Here is a 22,613-nt window from a genome sequence, read left to right on the forward strand (position 1 = left end):
TCGTTCACAGGTCGAACCGGTCCACTGCCCGACGCCGCTCGTTGTCGTCGCGCACGTCGTAGTTGGCCGTGGTCTGGATGTTGCTGTGGTGCGCCAGTTTCTGCGCAATCGATAAGTCATGCTCTTCGATCACCCGGGTAATGAATGAACGCCGGAAGTCGTGGGGCATGATTTTCACCCCGACCTGCGCGCCCCGTTGCCGGGCGATGTAATAGATCGCATGTTTGGTGATGCGCTCACGGGTGATGTGGCTGCCACGGCGGATGCGGTTGAACAGGAACGGATCGTCCGACTCGCCTTCCTTGAGCAGGGAGCGGCGCAATTCAAGCCAGGCTTGCAGTTTGGCGAAGGCCCAGGCCGGCGCGTACTTGATCAACTGCTTGTTGCCCTTGGCGGTCACCTGCAGGCTGCGCTGGGTGAAGTCGACCTGATTCAACTCCAGGTTCACCGATTCGGACTTGCGCATTCCCGACCCGTACAAAATCCCGATGATCGCGGCATCCCGCAAGCCTTGTGGCCGTGGATCGGCGGCGCAGACCGCCATCAGTTCCTGGATCAGCGTACGCCTGAGGTTGCGTCCCTGGGACAGCCGTGTACCGGCGATGCCCTTCACCGAGCGCATCTTCAACAGGTGCTCCTGAGAGATCAGGCTCATGCGCCACGCTTCGTTCATTACCCCGCGCACCGCGTTGACATACAGTGAAGAGGTGTTCGGCGCATAGCCATCTGAACGTAATGTAGCCACCAGTGCGATCACGTCTTCGGGCTGCAGGTTGTGCCAGGGTATCTCTTCGATATCGCAGTCTTCGAAGCCCAGGCGGTCGGCAGCGTCCTGCAGCACATAGCGCATGGTCAGCTGGCTGGAGGGTGCCAGTCGCGCCAGATACAGGGTCAGCGGATTGGTCAGGGGCATGCGAGAATCAGTTACAGGTAAGTCAATCAAACGAAACGGCCTTGAATGAAAACAGTTCAATGAAGCAACTAAGAAGAGAAATAACGATCATATAAAACACATTAGCCCTGTAGGACTTTTCCTAAAAACGCCATAAACGCGGGAAGTCTGAACAGCAGCTTAATAGCCTTCAGATAAACGATTCCCCAACCGTTTTTTCATGTCCCTTTCACAAAATCGGGCATAACCTTCTCCGAAGTCGAAACAACCCGAATGGACGTCCAACCTGCCGCCCATGGCGAAAAAAGTCAACCGATGCAGTTTTTTACCGCCGACCGGTAACTATTTGATTTGATGCAGGTTCTGATTTAGCGTCTAAGCTGATTTCTGGATCCCTTTAGCCTCAAAGGCTATTTACGTTGACAGCCCCTGAGGTGCCCATGAGTCAGGCGTTTCTCCCGTTCTCCCGTCCCGGTATCGGTGACGAAGAAATCGCCGCCGTCGAGCAAGTATTGCGTTCCGGGTGGATCACTACCGGGCCGAAGAACCAGGCACTGGAAGAACACTTTGCCAAGTACATCGGTTGCCGACATGCCGTCGCACTTTCCTCGGCCACCGGCGGCATGCATATCACGCTGCTGGCATTGGGCATCGGTCCCGGCGATGAAGTCATTACGCCGTCGCAGACCTGGGTTTCCACTGCCAACATGATCACCCTGCTGGGTGCCACGCCCGTGTTCGTCGACGTTGACCGCAACACGTTGATGACCGATGTAAGCACAATCGAAGCTGCGATCACGCCGCGCACCAAAGCCATCATCCCGGTGCATTACGCCGGTGCGGCATTCGATCTCGATCCGCTTTACGCCCTGGCCGACAAACACGGCATTGCCGTGATCGAAGACGCCGCCCACGCCGCAGGCACGTTCTACAAAGGTCGTCACGTCGGTGCCAAAGGCACGGCGATCTTCTCGTTCCACGCGATCAAGAACATGACCTGCGCCGAAGGCGCCATGTTCGTCAGCGACGATGAGGCCCTGGCCTCGCGGGTACGCATGCTCAAGTTTCACGGGCTGGGGGTTGATGCCTACGACCGTATGACCCACGGCCGCAAGCCTCAGGCGCAAGTGGTCGAGCCCGGTTTCAAGTACAATCTGGCCGATATCAACGCGGCCATCGCCCTGGTGCAACTGGAACGCCTGGACGAAATAAACGTCAAACGAACTCAACTGGCCCAGACCTACTTGCAGCGTCTGGAAGGTTTGCCGGTGCAACCGTTGGCCATCCCCGCTTATTCGCAGCAACACGCCTGGCATCTGTTCATCCTGCGTATCGATGCCGAGCAGTGCGGACTGGATCGCGAAGCGTTCATGAAAGCCCTGCAGGAGCAGAATATCGGCACCGGCATTCACTTCATTGCCACACACCTGCACACCTACTACCGCCAGCGTTACCCCAACCTGTACCTGCCCAACACCGAATGGAACTCGGCACGGCTGTGTTCGATCCCGTTATTCCCCGACATGACCACCGATGATGTCCAGCGCGTCGTCGGTGCCATTGAAAACTGCATGGATAGAAGCCTTTGAGACCTTACCCAATCAACTTCGTTTCGATCGTCATTCCGGTCTACAACGAACAGGAAAGCCTGCCTGAATTACTCCGGCGTACCGAAGCGGCTTGCCAGCAGTTGCACCATGCCTACGAAATCGTGCTGGTCGACGACGGCAGCCGCGACGACTCCGCACAGATTCTGGAGGACGCCGCGTCCCGCGAAGGCAGCCCGGTGGTGGCCGTCATCCTCAACCGCAATTACGGCCAGCATGCGGCGATCATGGCCGGTTTCGAACAGTGCAAGGGCGATGTCGTCATCACCCTCGATGCCGACCTGCAAAACCCGCCCGAAGAAATCCCGCGGCTGATCGAACAGGCCGAGCTGGGTTATGACGTCGTCGCGACGGTGCGCAACAATCGCCAGGACTCGGCCTTGCGCCGCTGGCCATCGAAGCTGATCAACCTCGCCGTGCAACGCTCCACCGGCGTGGCCATGAGCGACTACGGCTGCATGCTGCGCGCCTACCGCCGCACCATCGTCGACGCCATGCTCGCCTGCCGTGAACGCAGCACCTTCATTCCGATCCTGGCCAACAGCTTTGCCCGCCACACCACGGAAATCCTCGTGACCCATGCCGAGCGTGAACACGGCGATTCCAAGTACAGCCCGATGCGCCTGATCAACCTGATGTTCGACCTGGTCACCTGCATGACCACCACGCCCCTGCGACTGCTGAGCATCGTCGGCGTCGGCATGGCGGCCCTGGGCATGCTGTTCGCCATCGCCCTGGTCCTGCTGCGCCTGGTGTTCGGCGCCGGCTGGGCCGGTGGAGGTACCTTCGTCCTGTTCGCCGTGCTGTTCGTCTTCACCGGTGGGCAATTCATCGGCATGGGCCTGTTGGGTGAATACCTGGGCCGCATGTACAGCGACGTGCGCGCACGTCCGCGCTTTTTCGTCGAGAAGGTCCTGCGCAGCCAGCCCGCCTCCCCTGCTTCCGTTGTCACCGTCGACGGCCTTACTTCCACTTCTTCAGATCAGGTTCCTTCATGAATGCAAAAGCTGTTGTCTTCGCCTATCACGATATTGGTTGTGCCGGCATCGAATCCCTGCTCTCCTGCGGTTTCGAGATCGCTGCGGTGTTCACCCACGCCGACGATCCGAAGGAGAACGCCTTCTACGGTTCCGTCGCGCAACTGTGCGCCCGCCACGGTATTGCCGTGCATGCACCGGAGGACGCCAACCACCCGTTGTGGATCGAACGTATCGCCAAGCTTGATCCCGACTACATTTTCTCCTTCTACTACCGCAACCTGCTGAGCGAGCCGCTGCTGGCCACGGCGCGCAAGGGCGCGTTCAACCTGCACGGTTCGCTGCTGCCACGCTACCGTGGTCGCGCACCGGCCAACTGGGTGCTGGTGAACGGCGAAACCGAAACCGGCGTGACCCTGCACCGCATGGTCAAGCGTGCCGATGCCGGCGCTATCGTTGCCCAGCAAAAAGTCGCGATCGAGCGCAGCGACACGGCGCTGAGCCTGCACGGAAAACTGCGTACGGCGGCCGCTGATCTGCTACGCGATACCTTGCCGGCGCTACTGCAAGGCAAAGTCAGCGAAACACCACAGGACGAATCCAAGGCTACGGTGTTTGGCCGTCGCACGCCGGCTGACGGCAAACTGGTCTGGGCCAAACCGGCCGAAGAACTGTTCAACCTGGTCCGCGCCGTGACCCAGCCGTACCCGGGCGCCTTCTGCGCGGTAGGCGAGCACAAGCTGATTGTCTGGAGCGCCGAAGTCGCCAAGGGCAACGAAGGCCAGGCGCCGGGCCGTGTGATCAGCGTCGACCCGCTGCGCATCGCCTGCGGTGAAGACTCGCTGATCATCAACGCCGGCCAGCGCAACGACAACGGCCTGTACCTGAGCGGCCCGCAACTGGCTAACGAACTGGGCCTGGTGGACGGTTCCGTGCTGCGCGGTGCCGAGTCCGGCCGTACCCCGCGTCGCACCCGCGTGCTGATCCTCGGCGTCAACGGTTTCATCGGCAACCACCTGTCCGAGCGCCTGCTGCGTGACGACCGCTACGAAGTCTACGGCCTGGATATCGGTTCGGACGCCATCGAGCGCCTGCGCAGCCACCCGCACTTCCACTTCGTCGAAGGCGACATCAGCATCCACTCCGAGTGGATCGAATACCACATCAAGAAGTGCGACGTGGTACTGCCGCTGGTGGCCATCGCCACGCCAATCGAATACACCCGCAACCCGTTGCGCGTATTCGAACTGGACTTCGAAGAGAACCTGAAACTGGTTCGCTACTGCGTCAAGTACAACAAACGCGTGATCTTCCCGTCGACCTCGGAAGTCTATGGCATGTGCCAGGACCCTAACTTCGACGAAGACAGCTCCAACCTGGTGGTCGGCCCGATCAACAAGCAGCGCTGGATCTACTCGGTCTCCAAGCAACTGCTGGATCGGGTGATCTGGGCCTACGGCCAGAAAGGCCTGAACTTCACCCTGTTCCGTCCGTTCAACTGGATGGGGCCGCGCCTGGACCGTCTGGATTCGGCCCGTATCGGCAGCTCCCGGGCGATTACCCAATTGATCCTGAACCTGGTGGAAGGTACGCCGATTCGCCTGTTCGACGGTGGCGAGCAAAAACGCTGCTTCACCGACATCGTCGACGGCGTTGAAGCCCTGGCACGGATCATCGACAACGACAACGACGTCTGCAACGGCCAGATCATCAACATCGGCAACCCGGACAACGAGGCCAGCATCCGTCAACTGGGCGAAGAGCTGCTGCGCCAGTTCGAAGCTCACCCGCTGCGTGCCAACTTCCCTCCGTTCGCCGGCTTCCGCGATATCGAGAGCAAGGCGTTCTACGGCACCGGTTACCAGGACGTGTCCCATCGCAAGCCGAGCATCGCCAACGCCAAGCGCCTGCTGGACTGGACGCCGACCGTGGAGATGAGCGAAACCATCGGCAACACGCTGGACTTCTTCTTGCGCGAGGCCATGCTCGAAATCGCGGACAAGCGCTGATGCAGGCGGGACTGCGGATCGATGTCGACACTTACCGAGGCACCCGTGAAGGGGTGCCCCGGTTGCTGGAAATCCTTGATGAAGCCCAGGTCAAGGCGACGTTCTTCTTCAGTGTCGGGCCGGACAACATGGGGCGCCACTTGTGGCGTCTCATCCGTCCACAGTTTCTCTGGAAAATGCTCCGTTCCAATGCAGCCGGCCTGTATGGCTGGGACATTCTGCTGGCCGGCACCGCATGGCCCGGAAAACCGATCGGCCGCGACCTGGGGCACTTGATGCGGCAGGCCCGGGATGCCGGGCATGAAGTCGGCCTGCACGCCTGGGACCACCACGGCTGGCAAGCCAATGCCGGGCGTTGGAGCGATGCACAACTGGTCGAGCAGATACGCCGTGGCGTGGACACCCTCAGCGACATCCTCGGGGAAAAGATCACCTGCTCGGCCTCCGCCGGCTGGCGTGCCGACGAGCGTGTGATCGAGGCCAAGCAAGGGTTCGGCTTTCGCTACAACAGCGATTGCCGTGGCCAGAGCCTGTTCCAGCCGCAATTGGCCAATGGTTGCCTGGGCGCACCGCAAATTCCGGTGGACCTGCCGACCTTCGACGAGGTGGTCGGCCCGAGCGTCGCCGCCAAGGATTTCAACAGGTTCATCCTGGACCGGTTCACTCCGGAAACACTCAACGTCTACACGATCCATGCCGAGGTAGAAGGGATTCTGATGGCCAACGATTTCCGTCAACTGCTGAGCGATGCGCGTCAGCGGGACATCCGTTTTCAACCCCTGGGCGACTTGTTGCCCCAGGTCCCTGACAGTCTGCCGGTCGGCCGCGTGGTACGCGGTGCGCTCGAAGGTCGCGAAGGCTGGCTGGGAGTGCAAGGCGCATGAGCAAACGCTGGGCTTTGCCGATATTGCTGACCATGATGGCGCTGGCGTACCTGCTGCCAATGGGCAGTCATGGCTTGTGGATCCCCGACGAAACCCGCTACGCCCAGATCAGCCAGGGCATGCTCCTGAGCGGCAACTGGGTATCACCGCATTTCATGGACGTACGCTATTTTGAAAAACCGGCGGCCGGCTACTGGATGATTGCCCTCGGGCAGGCGCTGTTCGGCCAGAACCTTTTCGGGGTGCGCTTCGCCTCGGCCCTGAGCACCGGCTTGAGCGTGCTGCTGTGCTACCTGATCGCCCGCCGCCTGTGGAACGAACCGCGCAAGAGTTTTGCCTGCGCCTTGCTTTACATGAGCTTTACGGTCATCGCCGGGCAGGCCGGGTACGCCAACCTCGATCCGCAATTCACCTTCTGGGTCAACCTCAGCCTGGTCGCCTTGTGGTTTGCGCTGGACAGTGTCGGCCGCCGTCAACGGTTGGCGGCGTGGGCGGTGCTGGGCCTGGCCTGTGGCATGGGTTTCCTGACCAAGGGTTTCCTGGCCTGGTTGCTGCCCGTGTTGGTCGCCCTGCCCTGGGTGATCTGGCAAAAGCGCTGGCGTGAACTACTGGTCTACGGCCCGGTGGCGGTCGTGGTCGCCATCGCCGTCAGCCTGCCGTGGGCGCTCGCCGTGCACGCCCAGGAGCCCGACTACTGGCGGTTTTTCTTCTGGCACGAACACATCCGCCGTTTTGCCGGGGAAGATGCCCAGCATAACGCGCCCTGGTGGTACTACCTGCCGTTGCTGGTGGCTTTCAGCATGCCGTGGGTTGCCTTGTTGCCGCCCGCGCTCAAGCAAGCCTGGCAGACCCGGCGTCAGTCCGGTATCGGCTTCCTGCTGCTATGGCTGTGGATGCCGTTGATCTTCTTCAGCCTGAGCAAAGGCAAACTGCCGGCCTACATCCTGCCGTGCCTGTTACCCCTGGCCTTGTTGCTCGGCCATGCGCTGGCTGACCGATTGAAGCTCGAACAAGGCCGCGTGCTGGGCATCAACGGCCTGCTGAACCTGGTGGTGGGCGTGGTTACCCTGCTGGCCCTGGTTTACGTGCAACTGAAAAAGCCGATCTACGATCATGAACTGCACAACCTGGTGTTGGTGTTCATCGGTTTGATCGGCTGGATCATGGCCAACCTGCTGCAAGCCTTCCGCCCATTGCAGTGCTGGGCCGCCCCGGCCTTTGGCAGCCTGCTGTTCGCCGGCCTGTTGCCTGCCGGTCTGCCCAATTCCGTGGTCGCCAATAAAACACCTGACCAGTTCATCCTCGATCACGCCCAGGAGCTCGGCCAAAGCGTCAAATTGCTGAGCAACGACCTGGGCGCCGCTTCGGCGCTGTCCTGGCGGATGAAACGGCCGCAAGTGGCTTTTTTCAACACGATAGGCGAATTGAAATATGGCCTTGCCTATCCTGATTCGCTTAAGCAGCGCGTAGACCCGGACCAGGTGCAGCAGTGGATGCACGATGCCCGCCAGCAAGGCTCGGTCGGTGTAGTGATGCGGGTCAAGGGTGAGGAAGAGCTGCGTGAACTCGAACAGCTGCCCAAAGAGGGCAAGCGCTATGAACAAGGCAACCTGGTGATTTTGATTATCCCGCAGGCGGCACCATGAGCCTGCTATTGCTACTGATGGCCTGCCTGCTGACCTGCCTGGGCCAGATCGCCCAGAAATATGCGGTGGAAAGCTGGCGCGGCAAACCTTCCGGGTGGATGGACAAACTGCGCTCGCCCTGGCTGTGGTTGGCTCTGGCTGCGTTGGGCCTGGGCCTGCTGGTATGGCTGCTGGTGCTGCAACGCCTGGAAGTCGGGGTTGCCTATCCGATGCTGAGCCTGAACTTCGTGCTGATCACCCTTGTTGCGCGTTTCGTGTTCCACGAAACCATCGACCGCCGCCACTGGGTCGGTGTGGCATTGGTGATCGGTGGCGTGGCTCTGTTGGGGCAACACGCATGAACCGCAGGCGCGGTATCACCTTCGCCCTGGGCAGTGTGTTGCTGGTCAGTGCCGCCCAACTGGGCATGCGCTGGAGCATGAGCCACCTGCCATCGCCGGAACAGTGGCTCAGCGCGCACATTGACCTCACAGCCGTTGCCGTGGTGCTCGTGGCCATCCTCGCCTACGCCTTGTCGATGCTGTGCTGGCTCGCCGCCCTGCGGGACCTGCCCCTGGGCCGTGCCTACTCGTTGCTGAGCATCAGCTATGCGCTGGTGTACCTGCTGGCCGCCAGCCTGCCGCTGTTCAGCGAAGCGTTCAGCCTTACAAAAAGCCTTGGCGTGGCATTGGTCATCCTCGGCGTCATTACCATCAATTCCCGACCTGCTCGTGCGCCCGAATCAAGGAGTGCCCCATGAAAATCAGTGTGTTTGGTAGCGGTTATGTTGGCCTGGTGCAGGCAGCGGTATTGGCGGAAGTCGGCCACGACGTGGTCTGCATGGACGTTGACGAGAAAAAAGTCGAACTGCTCAAACAGGGGCACGTGAGTATTTTCGAACCCGGCCTGGCCAGCCTGGTACGCGAAGGTCTTGACGCCAAGCGGTTGCAATTCACCTGCGATGAAAAATTCGCCGTCCAGCACGGCGAAGTGTTGTTCATCGCAGTCGGTACTCCCTCCCGGGACGACGGCTCGGCGGACTTGCGCTACGTGATGTCGGTGGGCGAAGCCGTGGCACGTCATCGCGAGCAGCCGGCGATCCTGGTGGAGAAATCCACCGTCCCGGTCGGCACCGGCGACGCCTTGCGTGCACACATCGACAAATGCCTGCTCAGCGTCGGACGTGTATTGCAGTTCGATATCGTCTCCAACCCGGAGTTCCTGAAAGAAGGTTCGGCCGTGGCCGACTGCCGGCGCCCGGACCGTATCGTCATCGGCTGCGAACGCGATGAAGTGCGTGAGGTGATGCGTGACCTGTACTCGCCGTTCAACCGCAACCACGAACGCATCATGTTCATGGATCTGCGCAGCGCCGAGCTGACCAAGTACGCCGCCAACTGCATGCTGGCGACCAAGATCAGCTTCATCAACCAGATCGCCGAACTGGCCGAACACCTGGGTGCCGACATCGAATCGGTACGCCTGGGCATCGGCGCCGACTCGCGTATCGGCTACCACTTCATCTACCCCGGTTGCGGCTACGGTGGCTCGTGCTTCCCCAAGGACATGCGCGCCCTGATCCACAGCGCCGAACAGGCCCATTGCTCCAGTGACCTGCTGCAAGCGGTGGAAGCCATCAACGAGCGGCAAAAGCACAAGCTGTTCGAGCGCATCAACGCGTTCTACAAGGGCGACCTGCGTGGCAAGACCTTTGCCGTCTGGGGCCTGGCCTTCAAACCCAATACCGACGACATGCGCGACGCACCGAGCCGGGTGTTGCTCGAATCGTTGTGGGCCGCCGGGGCGAATGTCCGTGCGTTCGATCCGGAAGCCATGCAGGAAACCCAGAAGCTGTACCCGGATGAGTCGAAACTGATGCTCATGGGGACGCCTGAGTCAGTCTTGACCGGCGCCGATGCGCTGATCATCTGCACCGAATGGCAACAGTTCAAGGCACCGGACTTCGAGTTTATCCGCCAACGCCTCAACGCCCCGGTGATCTTCGATGGCCGTAACCTGTACGACGCGGACCGACTGGCGCGCATCGGTTTTACCTACTTCCCGATCGGTCGGGGTGAGTCGCGCAAGTTGCCGATGCCTTACCAGCAATGGCTGACCGAATCAGTGGTCGCTTAAACGTCATGCTCCCCCACTTGCGCCAACAGTCGCTCGCGCTGGGTCTGTTGGCGCTGATGTTGTTCTGCGCCGGGATGTATCAGCAGCCGGCCATCGGCTTCGATTCGCGCTTCGTGCTGTTCGCCCAGGAAATGCTGCGCAACGGACCGTCATTTTTTCCGACGACCTACGGCCAGCCCTACGCAGACTATTCTGGCCTTTCAACGGTATTCATCTGGCTGCTTTCACTGCCGCTCGGCCAGGTCACCAGCCTGACCGCGTGGCTGCCGAGCGCCATCGCCGCAGCGGTCATCGTCACCTTGATGTACCGCCTGCTGGCGCCCTACTCCACGCGTTGGGCGCTGCTGAGCATCGCCCTGATGCTGCTGACCAACACCTTCATCACCGAAACCCGCGCCGTTTCCCTCGACCTGATGCTGGCGGCCGTCGCGTTCAGTGTGTTCTACCTGGCTTATGCCGCCGATCACTTTGCGGCACCGCGGCGCCGGGGCCTGGTCTTTGCCTTGCTGATGCTGGGCTTCTGGATACGCGGCCCCATCGGCCTGGTGATTCCTGCGGGGATGCTCTGCAGCTATTTTCTGGTCAATCGCCAATGGCGGCGGCTGTTTGTCTTCGGATTGCTGGCATCGGTGCTGTTGGCGGTGTGTGTCGGTCTGTTGCTGTGGCTGGCCGACGTCAGCGGCGGCCCGGCCTTCTTGCAGGACGTGATTCGCATGCAGTTCATGGGACGCATGGACGGCAGCGAAGGCTCCAACGAAGTGTTGTATTACTTCACCAGCTCGATGGGCAATTACGCACTGGCCTGGCCGTTGGCAGTGCTGGCATTGGTGGCGGTCTCAGCTTCGGGTCGACAACAGTCAGGCCCGGCATTGCGCCTGACGCTGTACTGCGCAGCTGCCGGGTTGATCGTGATGGTCGGCCTTTCCGTCCCGCAGGCGAAAAAGGCCCGTTACCTGCTGCCGATGCTGCCCATGGCAGCGATCATTGCGGCTTACCCGTTCTACGCCGTGCAAGGTCGGCTGTTCAGTTGGCTGCGCGTATTGATGCAGGGCTTATGGCTGCTGATCCCGGGGCTGCTGATCGTGACCTTGCTGGTCGTGCAGCGAAGATTCCCCGAAGACGTGGCTCACCTCCCTTCGTTGTTCATCATTCTCGGCGTGCTGCAAACGGTCGCCGTGGCAGCGTTCAAGCACCCCCGCTGGCGTGCACAGGTTCTCGCTCTTTGCGCAGTCCTGGCACTGTGGTCGTTATATATCCTGCAGTTCGAGCCCATCCAGCGACAGCTATACGACACCCGAACCTTCAGCCACGAAGCGTTCGAACTCGTGCAAAAAGACCCCGCCCCCCTGGTGATGCACGCGATGGGCAAGGATGCCAAAGCCATCAAGTTCATGGTCAACATCAATCAAGGCCTGCAACCGGAGTTCACCGATTCCCCCCAGGAACTAGACGCTTTCAAGGGCCCGGCGTGGCTGATGATGGACCTGAACGTCTACAAGACACTGCAGGGCACGGCTATCGGTGGCTTGCCACCCGTGTTGAGCGGGCGTTTCGACAAGAATGATTTCGTGCTGCTGCGCCTCAAGTAAATCCCGTAGCAACGAGCGGGTGTCCGACTGCTAGAGTAGCGCTGACCTTGGGCTGATGCCGACCCGATCGAATAAGGACATTCGCGCCGTGACCCGTTACTCCCCCCTCATCCGCCGCCTGCTGATCTGCTCGCTGACCATAGTCGTCAGCCGCGCCATCACCAGCCCGTTACTCACGTTGTTCGTCAGCGACAAGCTTGGCCTCAACCAACAGGACGTTGGCTTGTTGCTCGGCATTGCGGTGTTTGTCGCCACCCTGCTCTCCCTCTATGGCGGCTACATCATCGATCGCTTCGAAAAACGCCGATTGCTTGTGCTGTCGATGGCCTCCAGTGCGGTCGGCCTGCTGTTGCTGACCTTTGCCGAAAACCTCTACCTGACCACGATCACCCTGATCGTCACCGAAACCGCCTCGGCGCTGTTCCTGATCGGTTCGAAAGCCATTCTCAGCGACAACCTGCCCGTGGGCCAGCGTGCCAAGGCGTTTTCCTTGAGCTATACGCTGACCAACATTGGCTACGCGGTCGGGCCGATGCTTGGCGTGCTGATTGCCGGTGCCTTTGCGAGTGCGCCATTCCTGATCGCGGCGGCTATCGCTTTTTTCAGTATGTTCCTGATGACCGGCATTCCCGCGGATCCGGCCAAAGTGGCTCCTGCCGGTCAGGCGCAGAGCTTTCTGAAAACCCTGATCACCCTGAAAAACGACCGCACCCTGATCCTGTTCACCGCCGGTTGCCTGCTCAGCACCGTGGTGCACGGGCGATTTACCTTTTACCTGTCGCAATACCTGCTGGTGACCAGTAATCCCCAGCACACCATGGAAATCATGGCCGCCCTGCTCGCCTGCAACGCCATCAGCGTGATCCTGTTGCAATACCAGGTCGGGCGCTTTCTGAAACGTGAACAATTGCGCCAGTGGATTGTGGCCGGCACCGGCCTGTTCATCCTCGGCCTGATCGGTTTCAGTCTCGCGGACAGCCTGGTGAGCTGGTGCGTGGCAATGTTCATCTTCACCCTGGGTGAAATCATTATTTACCCGGCCGAGTTTCTCTTTGTCGACACCCTGGCTCCGGAAGAACTGCGCGGCAGTTACTACGGCGCGCAAAACCTTGCTGCGCTGGGCGGCGCGGTGAGCCCGGTGATTTGCGGCTTCATGCTGATGCACAGCCCGGCGCCAACAATGTTTTATGCCTTGAGTGCACTCGCAGCGCTAGGCGGCCTGCTCTGCTATATGAGTGGCCGACGGGGCGACTTAAAGCAAAATTAATGCACTGAAAGCTCATTAATATGAATTTGTCAGTAGCTGGATTGAACGGCACACTGTGCGTGTTCCTCCCCCAACAGTTGGAACACCTTCAAGGGCTTTCTGGGTTTCCCAGCTAAGCCCTTTTTTTACCTCGCTTTTTTCTGCCGGAGTTTTCTCGCAATGCTTGCCCGCTGGTTGCCCGTCGCCATCAACACCCGCCCCACCGAATGGAGCCGTGCCGCCATCGGCATGGCCTTGGGCACGCTGCTCAGCGTCTGGCTCTGTAGCCAGGTGTTTGGCATCGAGGTGGCCCAGCACCTGATCGGCCCGCTCGGGGCCTCGGCGGTGCTGTTGTTTGCCGTGTCGTCGGGAGCGCTCGCACAGCCCTGGTCGATTCTGGGTGGCTACTTGTGTGCTGCAGTGATTGCGCTGCTGGTGGCCCATGTGTTGGGCCGGACCCTGGGGAGCGCCTGTCTGGCGGCGGGCATGGCGGTGTTGCTGATGTGTTGGTTGCGCTGCCTGCATCCACCGGCCGGGGCGTTGGCCCTGACCCTGGTGCTGGCCGACCCGGTGACCATTGCCATGGACTGGAAAGCCATTGAGCCGGTCATGCTCAGCGCAGCGACGATGCTGTTCTGCGCCCTCGCCTACAACAACCTGACCCGCGTGCGTTACCCCAAGGGCAGCAGCGAACCGACCGTCATGATCCCGGCCGATCACCCGCCCGTCGACAGTCAGGCCATCACCGCTGAAGACCTGAAACTGGCGCTGGCGGACATGGAAGCCTTCTATGACGTCACGCCCGAGGACCTCGAACAGCTGATCCAGGCCAGCCAATTGCACGCCAAACGACGCAGCGTCACCGAGGTGTTCGCCCCGCGTCCGTAAGCCCCTGTTCTGGAGGATCTTTTGCCGTGGCGGGGCGGTTCTGGCATCCTGCGCCTCCATTTTCTGACCCGGCCCGCCTTCTGGCACGCAAACCACCATGACCGCCTCCGAAAAAGCCCCCGCGCCACGTAACAATGACCTGATCTACGGCCTCGATGACCGTCCGCACCTGACCGCCACTGTCTTCGCCGCCCTGCAACACGTGCTGGCGAGTTTCGTCGGCATCATCACCCCGACGCTGATCATGGGCAGCGCCCTGGGCCTGCAAAGCGAAATTCCCTATCTGATCAGCATGGCGTTGTTCGTCTCGGGCCTGGGCACCTTCGTGCAGGCGCGGCGTTTTGGTCCGGTGGGTTCGGGCCTGTTGTGCCTGCAAGGCACCAGTTTCTCGTTCATCAGTGTGATTCTCAGCGCCGGTTTCATGGTCAAGGCCCGGGGCGGCGGCACCGACGAGATTCTCTCGACCATCTTCGGCGTGTGTTTTTTTGCCGCGTTCATTGAAGTGGTGTTGAGCCAGTTCATCGGCAAACTGCGCATGCTGATCACCCCGGTAGTGACCGGGACAATCATCACGCTGATGGGTTTGTCGCTGATCAAGGTGGCCATGACCGACATCGCCGGAGGCTTCGGCGCCCAGGACCTGGGGGCCGCCAGTCACCTGGCCCTTGCGGCGCTGGTGCTGGGAACCATCGTGGTGTTGAACCGGGTCGACGTGCCGTTTCTGCGCCTGGGAGCAATTGTCATCGGCCTGACCCTCGGTTACGGGGTGGCCTGGCTCATGGGCCAGGTGGATTTCAACAGCCTGCCCGACGTCCCGCTGATGAGCGTACCGGTGCCGTTCAAGTACGGTTTTTCCTTCGATTGGGTGGCGTTCATTCCGGTGGCGGTGATCTTCCTCGTTTCGCCATTGGAGGCCGCCGGCGACCTCACGGCCAACTCGATGATTTCCCGGCAACCGGTCAAAGGCCCGGTGTACATTCGCCGGATCAAGTCCGGCCTGCTCGCCGATGGCCTCAACTCGGCCATGGCGGCGGTGTTCAACAGCATGCCAATGGTGACCTTCGCCCAGAACAACGGGGTGATCCAGCTCACGGGCGTCGCCAGTCGTTACGTAGCGTTTTTCATTGCCGGTTTGCTGGTGGTGCTGGGCCTGTTCCCGATGATCGGCGCGGTACTGCAACTGATGCCCAAACCGGTACTGGGCGGCGCGGAGCTGGTGATGTTCGGCACCGTCGCCGTGGCCGGGATCAAGATTCTCGCCGAGGCCGGCCTGCATCGGCGCAACATGCTGATCGTGGCGATTTCCATCGGCATGGGCCTGGGGGTGGCCGCCGTGCCGGAAGTCTTGCGTGAACTGCCCAAGGCCCTGCACAACATTTTCGAATCGCCCATCACCGTCGGCGCGCTGTGCGCTATCGTTCTTAATATCTTCCTGCCTGAGGAGTTCATCGAGCTGGAAGAAGACGAATTCGATCCGGAGGCCTCCGTGCTTCAGGTGATGCAGAACCCCGATGTGACCACCAGGGATGAACCCGCAAAGGCTGCGGTGGTCGCACCGTAGAACCGCCGGACGGGCTCAGGGGCTGAGCCGGTGGCGGTACAGCCCTTTTTCAGATGAGAGCACGTCCATGCGCAGCGTTCACGCAGTCCTGATTTCCATTCTGCTCTGCCTGAGCGCCTGTTCCTCGCTGCCCAATCGAGACCCGCTGAAAATCAACGTCGTGGGTATCGAGCCCCTGCAGGGCGAGGGCATGGAAGTACGCTTTGCCGTGACCATCCGCGTGCAGAACCCCAATGACAACAACCTCACCTACAGCGGCGTCGCCCTGGATCTGGACATCAACGGTCAGCCATTCGCCTCTGGCGTCACCGATGTGAGAGGCTCGATCGGGCGTTTTTCCGACACCGTCGTGAGCGTGCCGGTCAGCGTTTCGGCATTTTCGTTCATCCGCCAGACCTATGGCATCAGCCAGATGAAAACCCTCAACAACATGCCTTATATCCTGCGCGGCAAGCTTTCGGGCGGGCTGTTCAACACGATGCGCTTCGTAGACAGCGGCACCCTCAATCTGCCGGGGTCGACCACTGGCAGTCGCTAGCGAGAGAGGGTCAGGCTGGCGCTGAATCTACTCGACGTCATTGAGAATCAGGCTGCGGTAATGCCCCGGATTTGACCCTGACCACTTGCGAAAGGCCTTGTAGAACGAACTGGTGTCAGCGAACCCCAGCCGCGTGGCGATTTCGCTGAAGCTGATCGCCGGCTCGGCCAGCCAGACGATCGCCAGCTCCTTGCGCACGCTGTCCTTGAGACCTTGATAGGTTTGCCCTTCTTCGGCGAGCCGGCGGCGCAATGTCGATGCCGACATGCACAGGCGTTGCGCCAGGGTCTCGGTTTCCGGCCAGTGCTCGGCCGGCAGGTGACGCAGATCGTGTTTGATCCGGCTGGCCAGGCTCTGCGGATCACGGTATTTCACCAGAATGTTCGCCGGCGCGAGGGCCAGGAATCGCTTGAGCTCTTCGGGGCTGCGCTTGATCGGCAGATCCAGGCAATCGGCGGAGAAAATCATCCGCGTACGCGGCCGGTCGAAACGCAGGTTCTCGGAAAACATCACCTGATAGTCATCGCAGAAATCCGGTTTCGAACAGCGCAGTTCAATGGCCAGAATCGGAATCCGCCGCCCTGCCAGCCAGCAGGCAACGCCGTGGACGATCATCCAGTAGGTGAAATAGGTGAAGGCCCGGCGTGGCTCCCTGTCGTCTTCGAGCAGGACGATTTCCGCCAGGCTTTGCTGACGCACCAACTGCGCCGGCAGGTGTTCGAGGATCAACGACAGAAACGCCAGGCCGCCAGCCAGTCCCGCCGCCACGTTGGGTTGGAGCATGGCGCTGCGACACAGGAATGCGAAGCTGCCGGATTTGAGTTTGCGTGGGTCCATGCCAAAAAACTCGTCATCCCCGCGCCGTGCCAGCAATCGCCACAGGCGCGCATAAGCGGTGGCTGGAACCCGGGCGTCGGCGTTACCCAACAGCTGCGGATCGATGCCGACCTTGATCAACACCTCGTCCTTGTCGATGCCTGGCGCGCAGCTTTGCAACAGTGCTTCACGCACCAGTTGGATGGAGATGGTGTCTTTTTCCGACATGGAGTGCGGCAAGCCCTGTTCTTGTTCGAGTGGGGGGCATATTAGCAAGATCAAAAGCCAAAACGAGCAAGATCAAAAGATCGCAGCCTGCGGCAGCTCCTACGCGCCGCAAGTGCCGCGAACGGACAAAATCCCTGTAGGCGCTGCCGCAGGCTGCGATCTTTTAGAGAATCCGGTACAGCAGCCGCTCGATCCGCACACGACTCACGCGCTTGAGGAACTTGGCCACGCCCATTGGGTATTCGGCCAGGGTTTCCAGGTTCTGGAAGTGCTCGATTCGCCGGGTGTGCTGGAAAATCTCCGCCAATTCCTGACGGCGCGGCTCCAGCCATTCGCCGTGCGGATCATCGATCAACAAGGCGTTTTCCAGATCGAGCCGGAACGCCCGCGGGTTGAGGTTGTTGCCGGTCAGCAAGGTATAGCGCCGATCGATCCACATGCCCTTGAGGTGATAGGTGTTGTCACCATCAAGCCACAGGTGCAGGTTCAACTGACCGCTGTCGATGTTGCGCTGATGACGCTTGGCAAACCGGCGCAAGCTGATTTCGTACAGGTACGGCAGCGCCGATATGACCCGGAACGGTTCGCTCGGCGGAATGTAGAAGTCATTGGCCGTCTTGTCACCGACCACAATGTCGATCTTCACCCCACGGGCCAGCGCGCGGTTGATCTCTCGGATGATCGCCAGCGGCAGGTTGAAGTACGGCGTGCAAATGGTCAGCTGCTGCTGGGCGCTGGCGATCAACTCGCAGATCACCCGGTTCAGCGGATTGTTCTTGCCGACGCCGAGCAATGGGCTGACGGACAGACCGGTCCGGTCGGTGGTGCCTCGCGTGGTGTCGTACGCCGCGTGCTTGAGCCGGCTGCGCAGGTCACCGATGTCATTGCGCAGGCTGCGGGTCGTCGGCAGGTTCGGCAGGTCGAGGCGGTGCACCGCTTTGGAGGCCACCAGGCCGTGCTGCACCAGGTGCTGCATCGAATCGGCCAGTTCGCGATTGTGCAGCACGTGATAGCGGTCGTAGCGGTACTTGTCGAATTTGTGCAGGTAGACGTTGTTCAGGCTCGCGCCGCTGTAGATCACGCAGTCATCGATCACGAAGCCTTTGAGGTGCAGCACACCGAACAGTTCGCGGGTTTGTACCGGGACGCCATAGATCGGCACCACGCTTTCGTGGGTGCGGGTCATCTCCTGGTACCAGGCCGAGTTGCCCGGTTGCTTGCCGGCACCGATCAGGCCGCGCTGGGCGCGCAGCCAGTCGACGACCACCACCACGTCCAGTTCCGGACGTGCCAGTTTGGCCGCGTGCAAGGCATCGAGAATTTCCTGACCGGCTTCATCCTGTTGCAGGTACAGCGCAACGATGTAAATGCGCCGGGTCGCGCTGGCGATTTGCTCAAGCAGGCAACGACGGAATTCGGCAGCGCCGGAAAGGATGCCGACGGCATCGGCCGTCAGCGGAAAACTGCGCAGCTTGGGCAGCAGGGAACGTTTGAAAAGCGACGGCATAGGGCTCGCAATGGGTCGAATCCGAAGAGCCTGAGAGCTTACACCATCGATAGCTTTGGGTCTTGTTACTGTCTGTAATGCCCCCTTCGCGAGCAGGCTCGCTCCCACATTGAAATGCATTCCCCCTGTGGGAGCGAGCCTGCTCGCGAAGACCATTTACCAGGCGCTATAAAAATAATAATTGACCATGGAGAACGATCGTTCTACTGTATTCCACATGAACGAAATCAATAGCAATGACACACGCGACATCATTCTGGATGTCACCGAAAAGTTGATCTACAAAAGTGGCATAGCCGCCACTGGCATGGATCTCCTGGTGAAAACCGCCGGTGTCTCGAGAAAAAGCATTTACCGCTACTTCGCCAACAAGGACGAACTGGTCGTGGCCGCCCTGCAACGCCGCGATCAGCGCTGGATGCACTGGTACCGCAGCGAAGTCGGCCAGGCACCGACGCCGGCCGGGCGGCTGCTGAACCTGTTTACCGTACTCAAGTCGTGGTTCGCCAGCGAAGGCTTTCGCGGCTGCGCCTTCATCAACACCAGTGGCGAAACCGGCGACCCGCAAGACCCGGTGCGCCTGGTCGCCAAAGAACATAAACAGAAACTGCTCGACTACGTGTGCGAGCTGTGTACCGAACATGGTGCCGAGGATCCGCAGACGCTGGCCAGACAGCTGCTGATCCTGATCGATGGTGCCATTACCGTGGCGCTTGTAACGGGTGATCACAGTGCCGCCGATAATGCGCAATGCATGGCGCGAAAGTTATTGGACCTGTAGCAACCTGATCAAGCTCGACAATTGTTTTAACTTTAACTTGATACGGAGACTTGAAATGTCTAATGCCGAAGTTCGTCCGCCATTGCCCCCTTTCACCCGTGAATCGGCCATTGAAAAAGTTCGCCTGGCTGAGGATGGCTGGAATTCCCGCGATCCGCAGCGCGTGTCCCTGGCCTACACCCTGGACACCCAGTGGCGAAACCGCGCCGAGTTCGCCCATAACCGCGAAGAAGCCAAAGGCTTCCTGACCCGCAAATGGGCCAAGGAGCTGGATTATCGACTGATCAAGGAACTCTGGGCCTTTACCGACAACTGCATCGCCGTACGTTATGCCTATGAATGGCACGACGACTCGGGCAACTGGTTCCGTTCCTACGGCAACGAAAACTGGGAGTTCAACGAGGACGGCCTGATGGCCCGTCGCTTTGCCTGCATCAACGACATGCCGATCAAGGAAAGCGAGCGCAAGTTCCACTGGCCGCTGGGGCGTCGTCCTGACGATCATCCGAGCCTGTCGGATCTGGGCCTGTAATCCGACCTGACGCTGATCCCTGTGGGAGCGGGCTTGCCCGCGAAGGGGCCATCAGATCCAACATTGACGTTGGCTGACACACCGCTTTCGCGAGCAAGCTCGCTCCCACATTGGTTTTGTGTTGTGCAGGTGGTTAAGATGCTGCCCTTCCCCGCAGCCTCTTTCTGCACCCGCCGAATAAGCCGATCCCATGCCTTTCGAACTCAGTGTTGACCTCTCCACCCTGGCCATCCTGGCCCTTGTCGCTTTTGTTGCCGGTTTCATCGACGCCATCGCTGGTGGCGGTGGGCTGTTGACCACCCCGGCGCTGTTGACCGCCGGCTTGCCGCCGCACCTGGTACTGGGCACCAACAAGCTCAGTTCGACCTTCGGCTCGGCGATTGCCAGTTTCACCTTCTATCGGCGCAAGCTGTTCCACCCCGCGCAATGGGTGCACGCCATCGTCGGTACCCTGGTCGGCGCGCTGACCGGTGCCGTGGTCGCGCACTACCTGCCAGCGGAGTGGCTGAACAAAATGCTGCCGGTGATCGTCTTCGCCTGCGGTGTCTATCTTTTGTTTGGCGGCACGCCGAAAGCGCCGACGGACAGCGATGCACCGATCAAGAAAACGTGGCAGTCGACCCAGGGCTTCAGCCTCGGTTTCTATGACGGCGTGGCCGGTCCCGGCACGGGCGCGTTCTGGACCGTGAGCAGCCTGTTGCTCTACCCCATCGACCTGGTGAAGGCCAGCGGCGTGGCGCGTAGCATGAACTTCGTCAGCAACGCAGCGGCGCTGTCGATCTTCATCTTTTCCGGTCAGGTGGACTGGATCATCGGCCTGTGCATGGGCTCGTCATTGATGGTCGGCGCCTTCTTCGGCGCCCGCACCGCCATCAGCGGCGGCGCGAAATTCATTCGTCCGGTGTTCATCACCGTGGTGTTGGGTCTGACCGTGCGCCTAGCCTGGCAGCACTGGTTCAGCGTGGCCTAAACGCCGCGCCACGTAGACGTCGATCAGGTAACGGGCAATCGAGCGCGACGCCGGCAACGGCGGCAGCGCGTGCACGTTGAACCACTGGGCATCCTCGATCTCGTCTTCCTGGCAAACGATTTCGCCACTGGCGTACTCGGCATGAAAGCCGAGCATCATCGAGTGCGGGAACGGCCAGCACTGGCTGCCCATGTACTGGATGTTCCTGACCTCGATGCTCACCTCTTCGCGAACCTCGCGAATCAGGCAGTCCTCGGCCGATTCGCCCGGCTCGGCAAACCCGGCCAGGGTGCTGTAGACCCCTGGCACAAAACGTGGCGAACGTCCCAGCAGAATCTCGTCGCCACGGGTCACCAGTACGATCATGCTCGGTGAAATCCGCGGGTAATAGCGCAAGTCACACGGCTGGCAGTACATCGCCCGCTCACGCACCACCTGATGGGTCGCCTGGCCGCAATTGCCGCAAAAGCGGTGTTCGCGGGCCCAGGTGCCGATCTGTGCGGCGTAACCAAGCACCTTGTAGACCGTGTGATCGCCTTCGAGCATGAACGCCCGCAAGCCTTTCCAGTTGCAGCCCGGCACTTCGCCTTGACTGCGCAGTTCCAGCAGATAGACCGGCTCGCCATCGAGATGACCGATGCCGTGTTCGGCAAGAATCGGCAGATCCTGACGCTTCAGCCATTCGCGTGGAAACAGTGCGCCATTGTCATCGAACAGAAAGCCTTCGGGGCTGCGCGCGACGGCCCAGCCGCCGGGGTGATCGGTGTCCAGTACTGCAGTGGTCCAGCGAGGAATCATGGTTAATCAATCCAGAAATTCGGGTTTCTGTTTGCTCATATGGGCGGCCATGGCCACGCGCAGATCGGTGGACTGCAGCATGGCGGCGTTCCAGGTGGCGATGTATTCGAGGCCGTCATCGATGCGATGGTCACGCATGTAGCTGATCATCTCCTTGGTGCCGGTGACGGCGATCGGCGACTTACCGGCGATTTCGCGGGCAATGCCCATGACGCCGTCGAGCAGGCTGGCGTTGTCGCTGTAGACGCGATTGACCAGGCCCATGCTCCGCGCTTCGTCGGCGCCAAAGGTGCGACCAGTGTAAGCCAGTTCGCGCAGCATGCCGTCACCGATGATCCGCGGCAAGCGTTGCAGCGTGCCAACGTCGGCGGCCATGCCGATGTCGATTTCCTTGATCGAGAACTGTGCGTCCTCAGCGGCATAACGCATGTCGCACGCGGCAATCAGGTCGATGGCGCCACCGAGGCAGTAGCCCTGAATCGCTGCAAGTACCGGTTTACGGCAGTTGTCGACGGCATTGAACGACGCTTGCAGGGTAAGGATCTTGCGCCGCAACAGCCGCGCATTGCGACCAACGTCCTTGCCCAGTTCATTGGCCACACCGGCCAGCATCATCAGGTCGATACCCGAGGAGAAATGCTTGCCTGCACCACTGAGGACCACCACGCGCACTTCATCGGTGTCGTCGATCCACTGGAAGATCTCGACGATCTCGCTCCAGAAAGCAGCGTTCATCGAGTTGATCTTCTCCGGTCGGTTGATCTGCACATGGGCGATTTTATCGACCAGTTCGACGTTGAACGCGCTGTACTGAGACATTCCATTGATCCTTTTGCGGGCAGAAAACGAGGCCCGAACTATAACAAGGCATCGCGACCGGCAGTAAGGCAGCGGTTCAGCCAAATCCGGGACTTAGCGCACGCACCGCATTGGTGCGCAGCCGCTCGATCACGTCGCACATTCATGTGACCGCCCGGTGACTTTTTGCGGCAAAAACGCAAAAAAACATGCACTTCGTCGGGGCGTTTG

The 22,613-nt window shown here is 60.5% G+C and carries 21 protein-coding genes; 16 read left to right on the forward strand and 5 right to left on the reverse strand.

Annotated elements, in window-relative coordinates:
* Positions 1-4: 4 nt before the first annotated feature.
* A complete protein-coding gene (xerC, locus tag KW841_RS05005) occupies positions 5-943 on the reverse strand; it encodes a tyrosine recombinase XerC (protein ID WP_218474092.1) in 939 nt (312 codons plus the stop codon).
* A gap of 389 nt (positions 944-1,332) precedes the next feature.
* Here xerC and arnB point away from each other — a divergent pair, with 389 nt between their 5' ends.
* The 13 genes from arnB to KW841_RS05070 all read left to right on the forward strand — a co-directional run bounded on the left by arnB (position 1,333) and on the right by KW841_RS05070 (position 15,952).
* Positions 1,333-2,481: a UDP-4-amino-4-deoxy-L-arabinose aminotransferase gene (arnB, locus tag KW841_RS05010; RefSeq protein ID WP_218474094.1), complete on the forward strand. Its 1,149-nt coding sequence runs from the start codon at positions 1,333-1,335 to the stop codon at positions 2,479-2,481.
* Complete coding sequence (gene arnC / locus KW841_RS05015; RefSeq protein WP_218474096.1) at positions 2,478-3,497, forward strand: undecaprenyl-phosphate 4-deoxy-4-formamido-L-arabinose transferase; 1,020 nt, start codon at positions 2,478-2,480, stop codon at positions 3,495-3,497. The genes arnB and arnC overlap by 4 nt, the downstream gene beginning before the upstream one ends.
* Positions 3,494-5,485: a bifunctional UDP-4-amino-4-deoxy-L-arabinose formyltransferase/UDP-glucuronic acid oxidase ArnA gene (gene arnA, locus KW841_RS05020; protein ID WP_218474099.1), complete on the forward strand. Its 1,992-nt coding sequence runs from the start codon at positions 3,494-3,496 to the stop codon at positions 5,483-5,485. The genes arnC and arnA overlap by 4 nt, the downstream gene beginning before the upstream one ends.
* On the forward strand, positions 5,485-6,369 hold the full coding sequence (gene arnD / locus KW841_RS05025) for a 4-deoxy-4-formamido-L-arabinose-phosphoundecaprenol deformylase (protein ID WP_218474101.1): 885 nt from the start codon (positions 5,485-5,487) through the stop codon (positions 6,367-6,369). The genes arnA and arnD overlap by 1 nt, the downstream gene beginning before the upstream one ends.
* Positions 6,366-8,015: a lipid IV(A) 4-amino-4-deoxy-L-arabinosyltransferase gene (arnT, locus tag KW841_RS05030; protein ID WP_218474104.1), complete on the forward strand. Its 1,650-nt coding sequence runs from the start codon at positions 6,366-6,368 to the stop codon at positions 8,013-8,015. The genes arnD and arnT overlap by 4 nt, the downstream gene beginning before the upstream one ends.
* Entirely contained in the window at positions 8,012-8,356 is a 345-nt protein-coding gene (arnE, locus tag KW841_RS05035; RefSeq protein ID WP_218474107.1) for a 4-amino-4-deoxy-L-arabinose-phosphoundecaprenol flippase subunit ArnE, read from the forward strand. Before arnT ends, arnE begins: the two co-directional genes overlap by 4 nt.
* Positions 8,353-8,754: a 4-amino-4-deoxy-L-arabinose-phosphoundecaprenol flippase subunit ArnF gene (gene arnF, locus KW841_RS05040; protein WP_218474110.1), complete on the forward strand. Its 402-nt coding sequence runs from the start codon at positions 8,353-8,355 to the stop codon at positions 8,752-8,754. Before arnE ends, arnF begins: the two co-directional genes overlap by 4 nt.
* On the forward strand, positions 8,751-10,130 hold the full coding sequence (locus KW841_RS05045; protein WP_218474112.1) for a UDP-glucose/GDP-mannose dehydrogenase family protein: 1,380 nt from the start codon (positions 8,751-8,753) through the stop codon (positions 10,128-10,130). Before arnF ends, KW841_RS05045 begins: the two co-directional genes overlap by 4 nt.
* A gap of 5 nt (positions 10,131-10,135) precedes the next feature.
* On the forward strand, positions 10,136-11,719 hold the full coding sequence (locus KW841_RS05050) for an ArnT family glycosyltransferase (protein ID WP_371319489.1): 1,584 nt from the start codon (positions 10,136-10,138) through the stop codon (positions 11,717-11,719).
* A 55-nt stretch (positions 11,720-11,774) separates the two neighbouring features.
* Positions 11,775-12,986, forward strand: a complete 1,212-nt coding sequence (locus KW841_RS05055) for an MFS transporter (protein ID WP_256357708.1) — start codon at positions 11,775-11,777, stop codon at positions 12,984-12,986.
* A 159-nt stretch (positions 12,987-13,145) separates the two neighbouring features.
* Positions 13,146-13,853 (forward strand): HPP family protein, encoded by a 708-nt coding sequence (locus tag KW841_RS05060; RefSeq protein ID WP_007974292.1) that lies wholly within the window; start codon positions 13,146-13,148, stop codon positions 13,851-13,853.
* A gap of 97 nt (positions 13,854-13,950) precedes the next feature.
* Positions 13,951-15,414 carry a nucleobase:cation symporter-2 family protein gene (locus KW841_RS05065; RefSeq protein ID WP_218474118.1) on the forward strand — a complete coding sequence of 488 codons (1,464 nt, stop codon included), beginning with the start codon at positions 13,951-13,953 and terminating at the stop codon, positions 15,412-15,414.
* A 67-nt stretch (positions 15,415-15,481) separates the two neighbouring features.
* On the forward strand, positions 15,482-15,952 hold the full coding sequence (locus tag KW841_RS05070) for an LEA type 2 family protein (RefSeq protein ID WP_218474121.1): 471 nt from the start codon (positions 15,482-15,484) through the stop codon (positions 15,950-15,952).
* A 27-nt stretch (positions 15,953-15,979) separates the two neighbouring features.
* Here the strand turns inward: KW841_RS05070 and KW841_RS05075 are convergent, their stop codons facing one another.
* Both KW841_RS05075 and pssA read right to left on the reverse strand, forming a co-directional pair.
* Complete coding sequence (locus tag KW841_RS05075) at positions 15,980-16,996, reverse strand: AraC family transcriptional regulator (RefSeq protein ID WP_218474580.1); 1,017 nt, start codon at positions 16,994-16,996, stop codon at positions 15,980-15,982.
* A 163-nt stretch (positions 16,997-17,159) separates the two neighbouring features.
* Complete coding sequence (pssA, locus tag KW841_RS05080) at positions 17,160-18,503, reverse strand: CDP-diacylglycerol--serine O-phosphatidyltransferase (protein WP_007974285.1); 1,344 nt, start codon at positions 18,501-18,503, stop codon at positions 17,160-17,162.
* Between the two features lie 217 nt (positions 18,504-18,720).
* On the opposite strand from pssA, the gene KW841_RS05085 reads away from it, so the two are divergent.
* The 3 genes from KW841_RS05085 (at position 18,721) to KW841_RS05095 (ending at position 20,786) form a co-directional block, all read left to right on the forward strand.
* Complete coding sequence (locus tag KW841_RS05085) at positions 18,721-19,284, forward strand: TetR/AcrR family transcriptional regulator (protein WP_218474123.1); 564 nt, start codon at positions 18,721-18,723, stop codon at positions 19,282-19,284.
* Positions 19,285-19,339: 55 nt separating this feature from the next.
* Positions 19,340-19,816: a nuclear transport factor 2 family protein gene (locus tag KW841_RS05090; RefSeq protein WP_218474126.1), complete on the forward strand. Its 477-nt coding sequence runs from the start codon at positions 19,340-19,342 to the stop codon at positions 19,814-19,816.
* A gap of 190 nt (positions 19,817-20,006) precedes the next feature.
* On the forward strand, positions 20,007-20,786 hold the full coding sequence (locus KW841_RS05095) for a TSUP family transporter (RefSeq protein WP_007974280.1): 780 nt from the start codon (positions 20,007-20,009) through the stop codon (positions 20,784-20,786).
* On the opposite strand, the gene nudC is transcribed toward KW841_RS05095, so the two are convergent.
* Both nudC and KW841_RS05105 read right to left on the reverse strand, forming a co-directional pair.
* Complete coding sequence (gene nudC / locus KW841_RS05100; RefSeq protein WP_218474129.1) at positions 20,754-21,584, reverse strand: NAD(+) diphosphatase; 831 nt, start codon at positions 21,582-21,584, stop codon at positions 20,754-20,756. The two genes, KW841_RS05095 and nudC, sit on opposite strands and share 33 nt — an antisense overlap.
* 6 nt (positions 21,585-21,590) lie before the next feature.
* On the reverse strand, positions 21,591-22,403 hold the full coding sequence (locus tag KW841_RS05105) for a crotonase/enoyl-CoA hydratase family protein (RefSeq protein WP_007974277.1): 813 nt from the start codon (positions 22,401-22,403) through the stop codon (positions 21,591-21,593).
* Positions 22,404-22,613 lie beyond the last annotated feature (210 nt).

Source organism: Pseudomonas sp. PDM28 (assembly GCF_019219115.1).
GTDB classification, from domain to species: domain Bacteria; phylum Pseudomonadota; class Gammaproteobacteria; order Pseudomonadales; family Pseudomonadaceae; genus Aquipseudomonas; species Aquipseudomonas laurylsulfatiphila.

Bases quoted from the DNA above. Each gene is read 5' to 3' on its own strand.
- arnB (WP_218474094.1), top strand. From the start codon at position 1,333: ATGAGTCAGGCGTTTCTCCCGTTCTCCCGTCCCGGTATCGGTGACGAA.
- arnA (WP_218474099.1), top strand. From the start codon at position 3,494: ATGAATGCAAAAGCTGTTGTCTTCGCCTATCACGATATTGGTTGTGCC.
- arnD (WP_218474101.1), top strand. From the start codon at position 5,485: ATGCAGGCGGGACTGCGGATCGATGTCGACACTTACCGAGGCACCCGT.
- arnT (WP_218474104.1), top strand. From the start codon at position 6,366: ATGAGCAAACGCTGGGCTTTGCCGATATTGCTGACCATGATGGCGCTG.
- arnE (WP_218474107.1), top strand. From the start codon at position 8,012: ATGAGCCTGCTATTGCTACTGATGGCCTGCCTGCTGACCTGCCTGGGC.
- arnF (WP_218474110.1), top strand. From the start codon at position 8,353: ATGAACCGCAGGCGCGGTATCACCTTCGCCCTGGGCAGTGTGTTGCTG.
- KW841_RS05045 (WP_218474112.1), top strand. From the start codon at position 8,751: ATGAAAATCAGTGTGTTTGGTAGCGGTTATGTTGGCCTGGTGCAGGCA.
- KW841_RS05050 (WP_371319489.1), top strand. From the start codon at position 10,136: ATGCTCCCCCACTTGCGCCAACAGTCGCTCGCGCTGGGTCTGTTGGCG.
- KW841_RS05055 (WP_256357708.1), top strand. From the start codon at position 11,775: ATGCCGACCCGATCGAATAAGGACATTCGCGCCGTGACCCGTTACTCC.
- KW841_RS05060 (WP_007974292.1), top strand. From the start codon at position 13,146: ATGCTTGCCCGCTGGTTGCCCGTCGCCATCAACACCCGCCCCACCGAA.
- KW841_RS05065 (WP_218474118.1), top strand. From the start codon at position 13,951: ATGACCGCCTCCGAAAAAGCCCCCGCGCCACGTAACAATGACCTGATC.
- KW841_RS05070 (WP_218474121.1), top strand. From the start codon at position 15,482: ATGCGCAGCGTTCACGCAGTCCTGATTTCCATTCTGCTCTGCCTGAGC.
- KW841_RS05075 (WP_218474580.1), bottom strand. From the start codon at position 16,996: ATGTCGGAAAAAGACACCATCTCCATCCAACTGGTGCGTGAAGCACTG.
- pssA (WP_007974285.1), bottom strand. From the start codon at position 18,503: ATGCCGTCGCTTTTCAAACGTTCCCTGCTGCCCAAGCTGCGCAGTTTT.
- KW841_RS05085 (WP_218474123.1), top strand. From the start codon at position 18,721: ATGAACGAAATCAATAGCAATGACACACGCGACATCATTCTGGATGTC.
- KW841_RS05090 (WP_218474126.1), top strand. From the start codon at position 19,340: ATGTCTAATGCCGAAGTTCGTCCGCCATTGCCCCCTTTCACCCGTGAA.
- KW841_RS05095 (WP_007974280.1), top strand. From the start codon at position 20,007: ATGCCTTTCGAACTCAGTGTTGACCTCTCCACCCTGGCCATCCTGGCC.
- nudC (WP_218474129.1), bottom strand. From the start codon at position 21,584: ATGATTCCTCGCTGGACCACTGCAGTACTGGACACCGATCACCCCGGC.
- KW841_RS05105 (WP_007974277.1), bottom strand. From the start codon at position 22,403: ATGTCTCAGTACAGCGCGTTCAACGTCGAACTGGTCGATAAAATCGCC.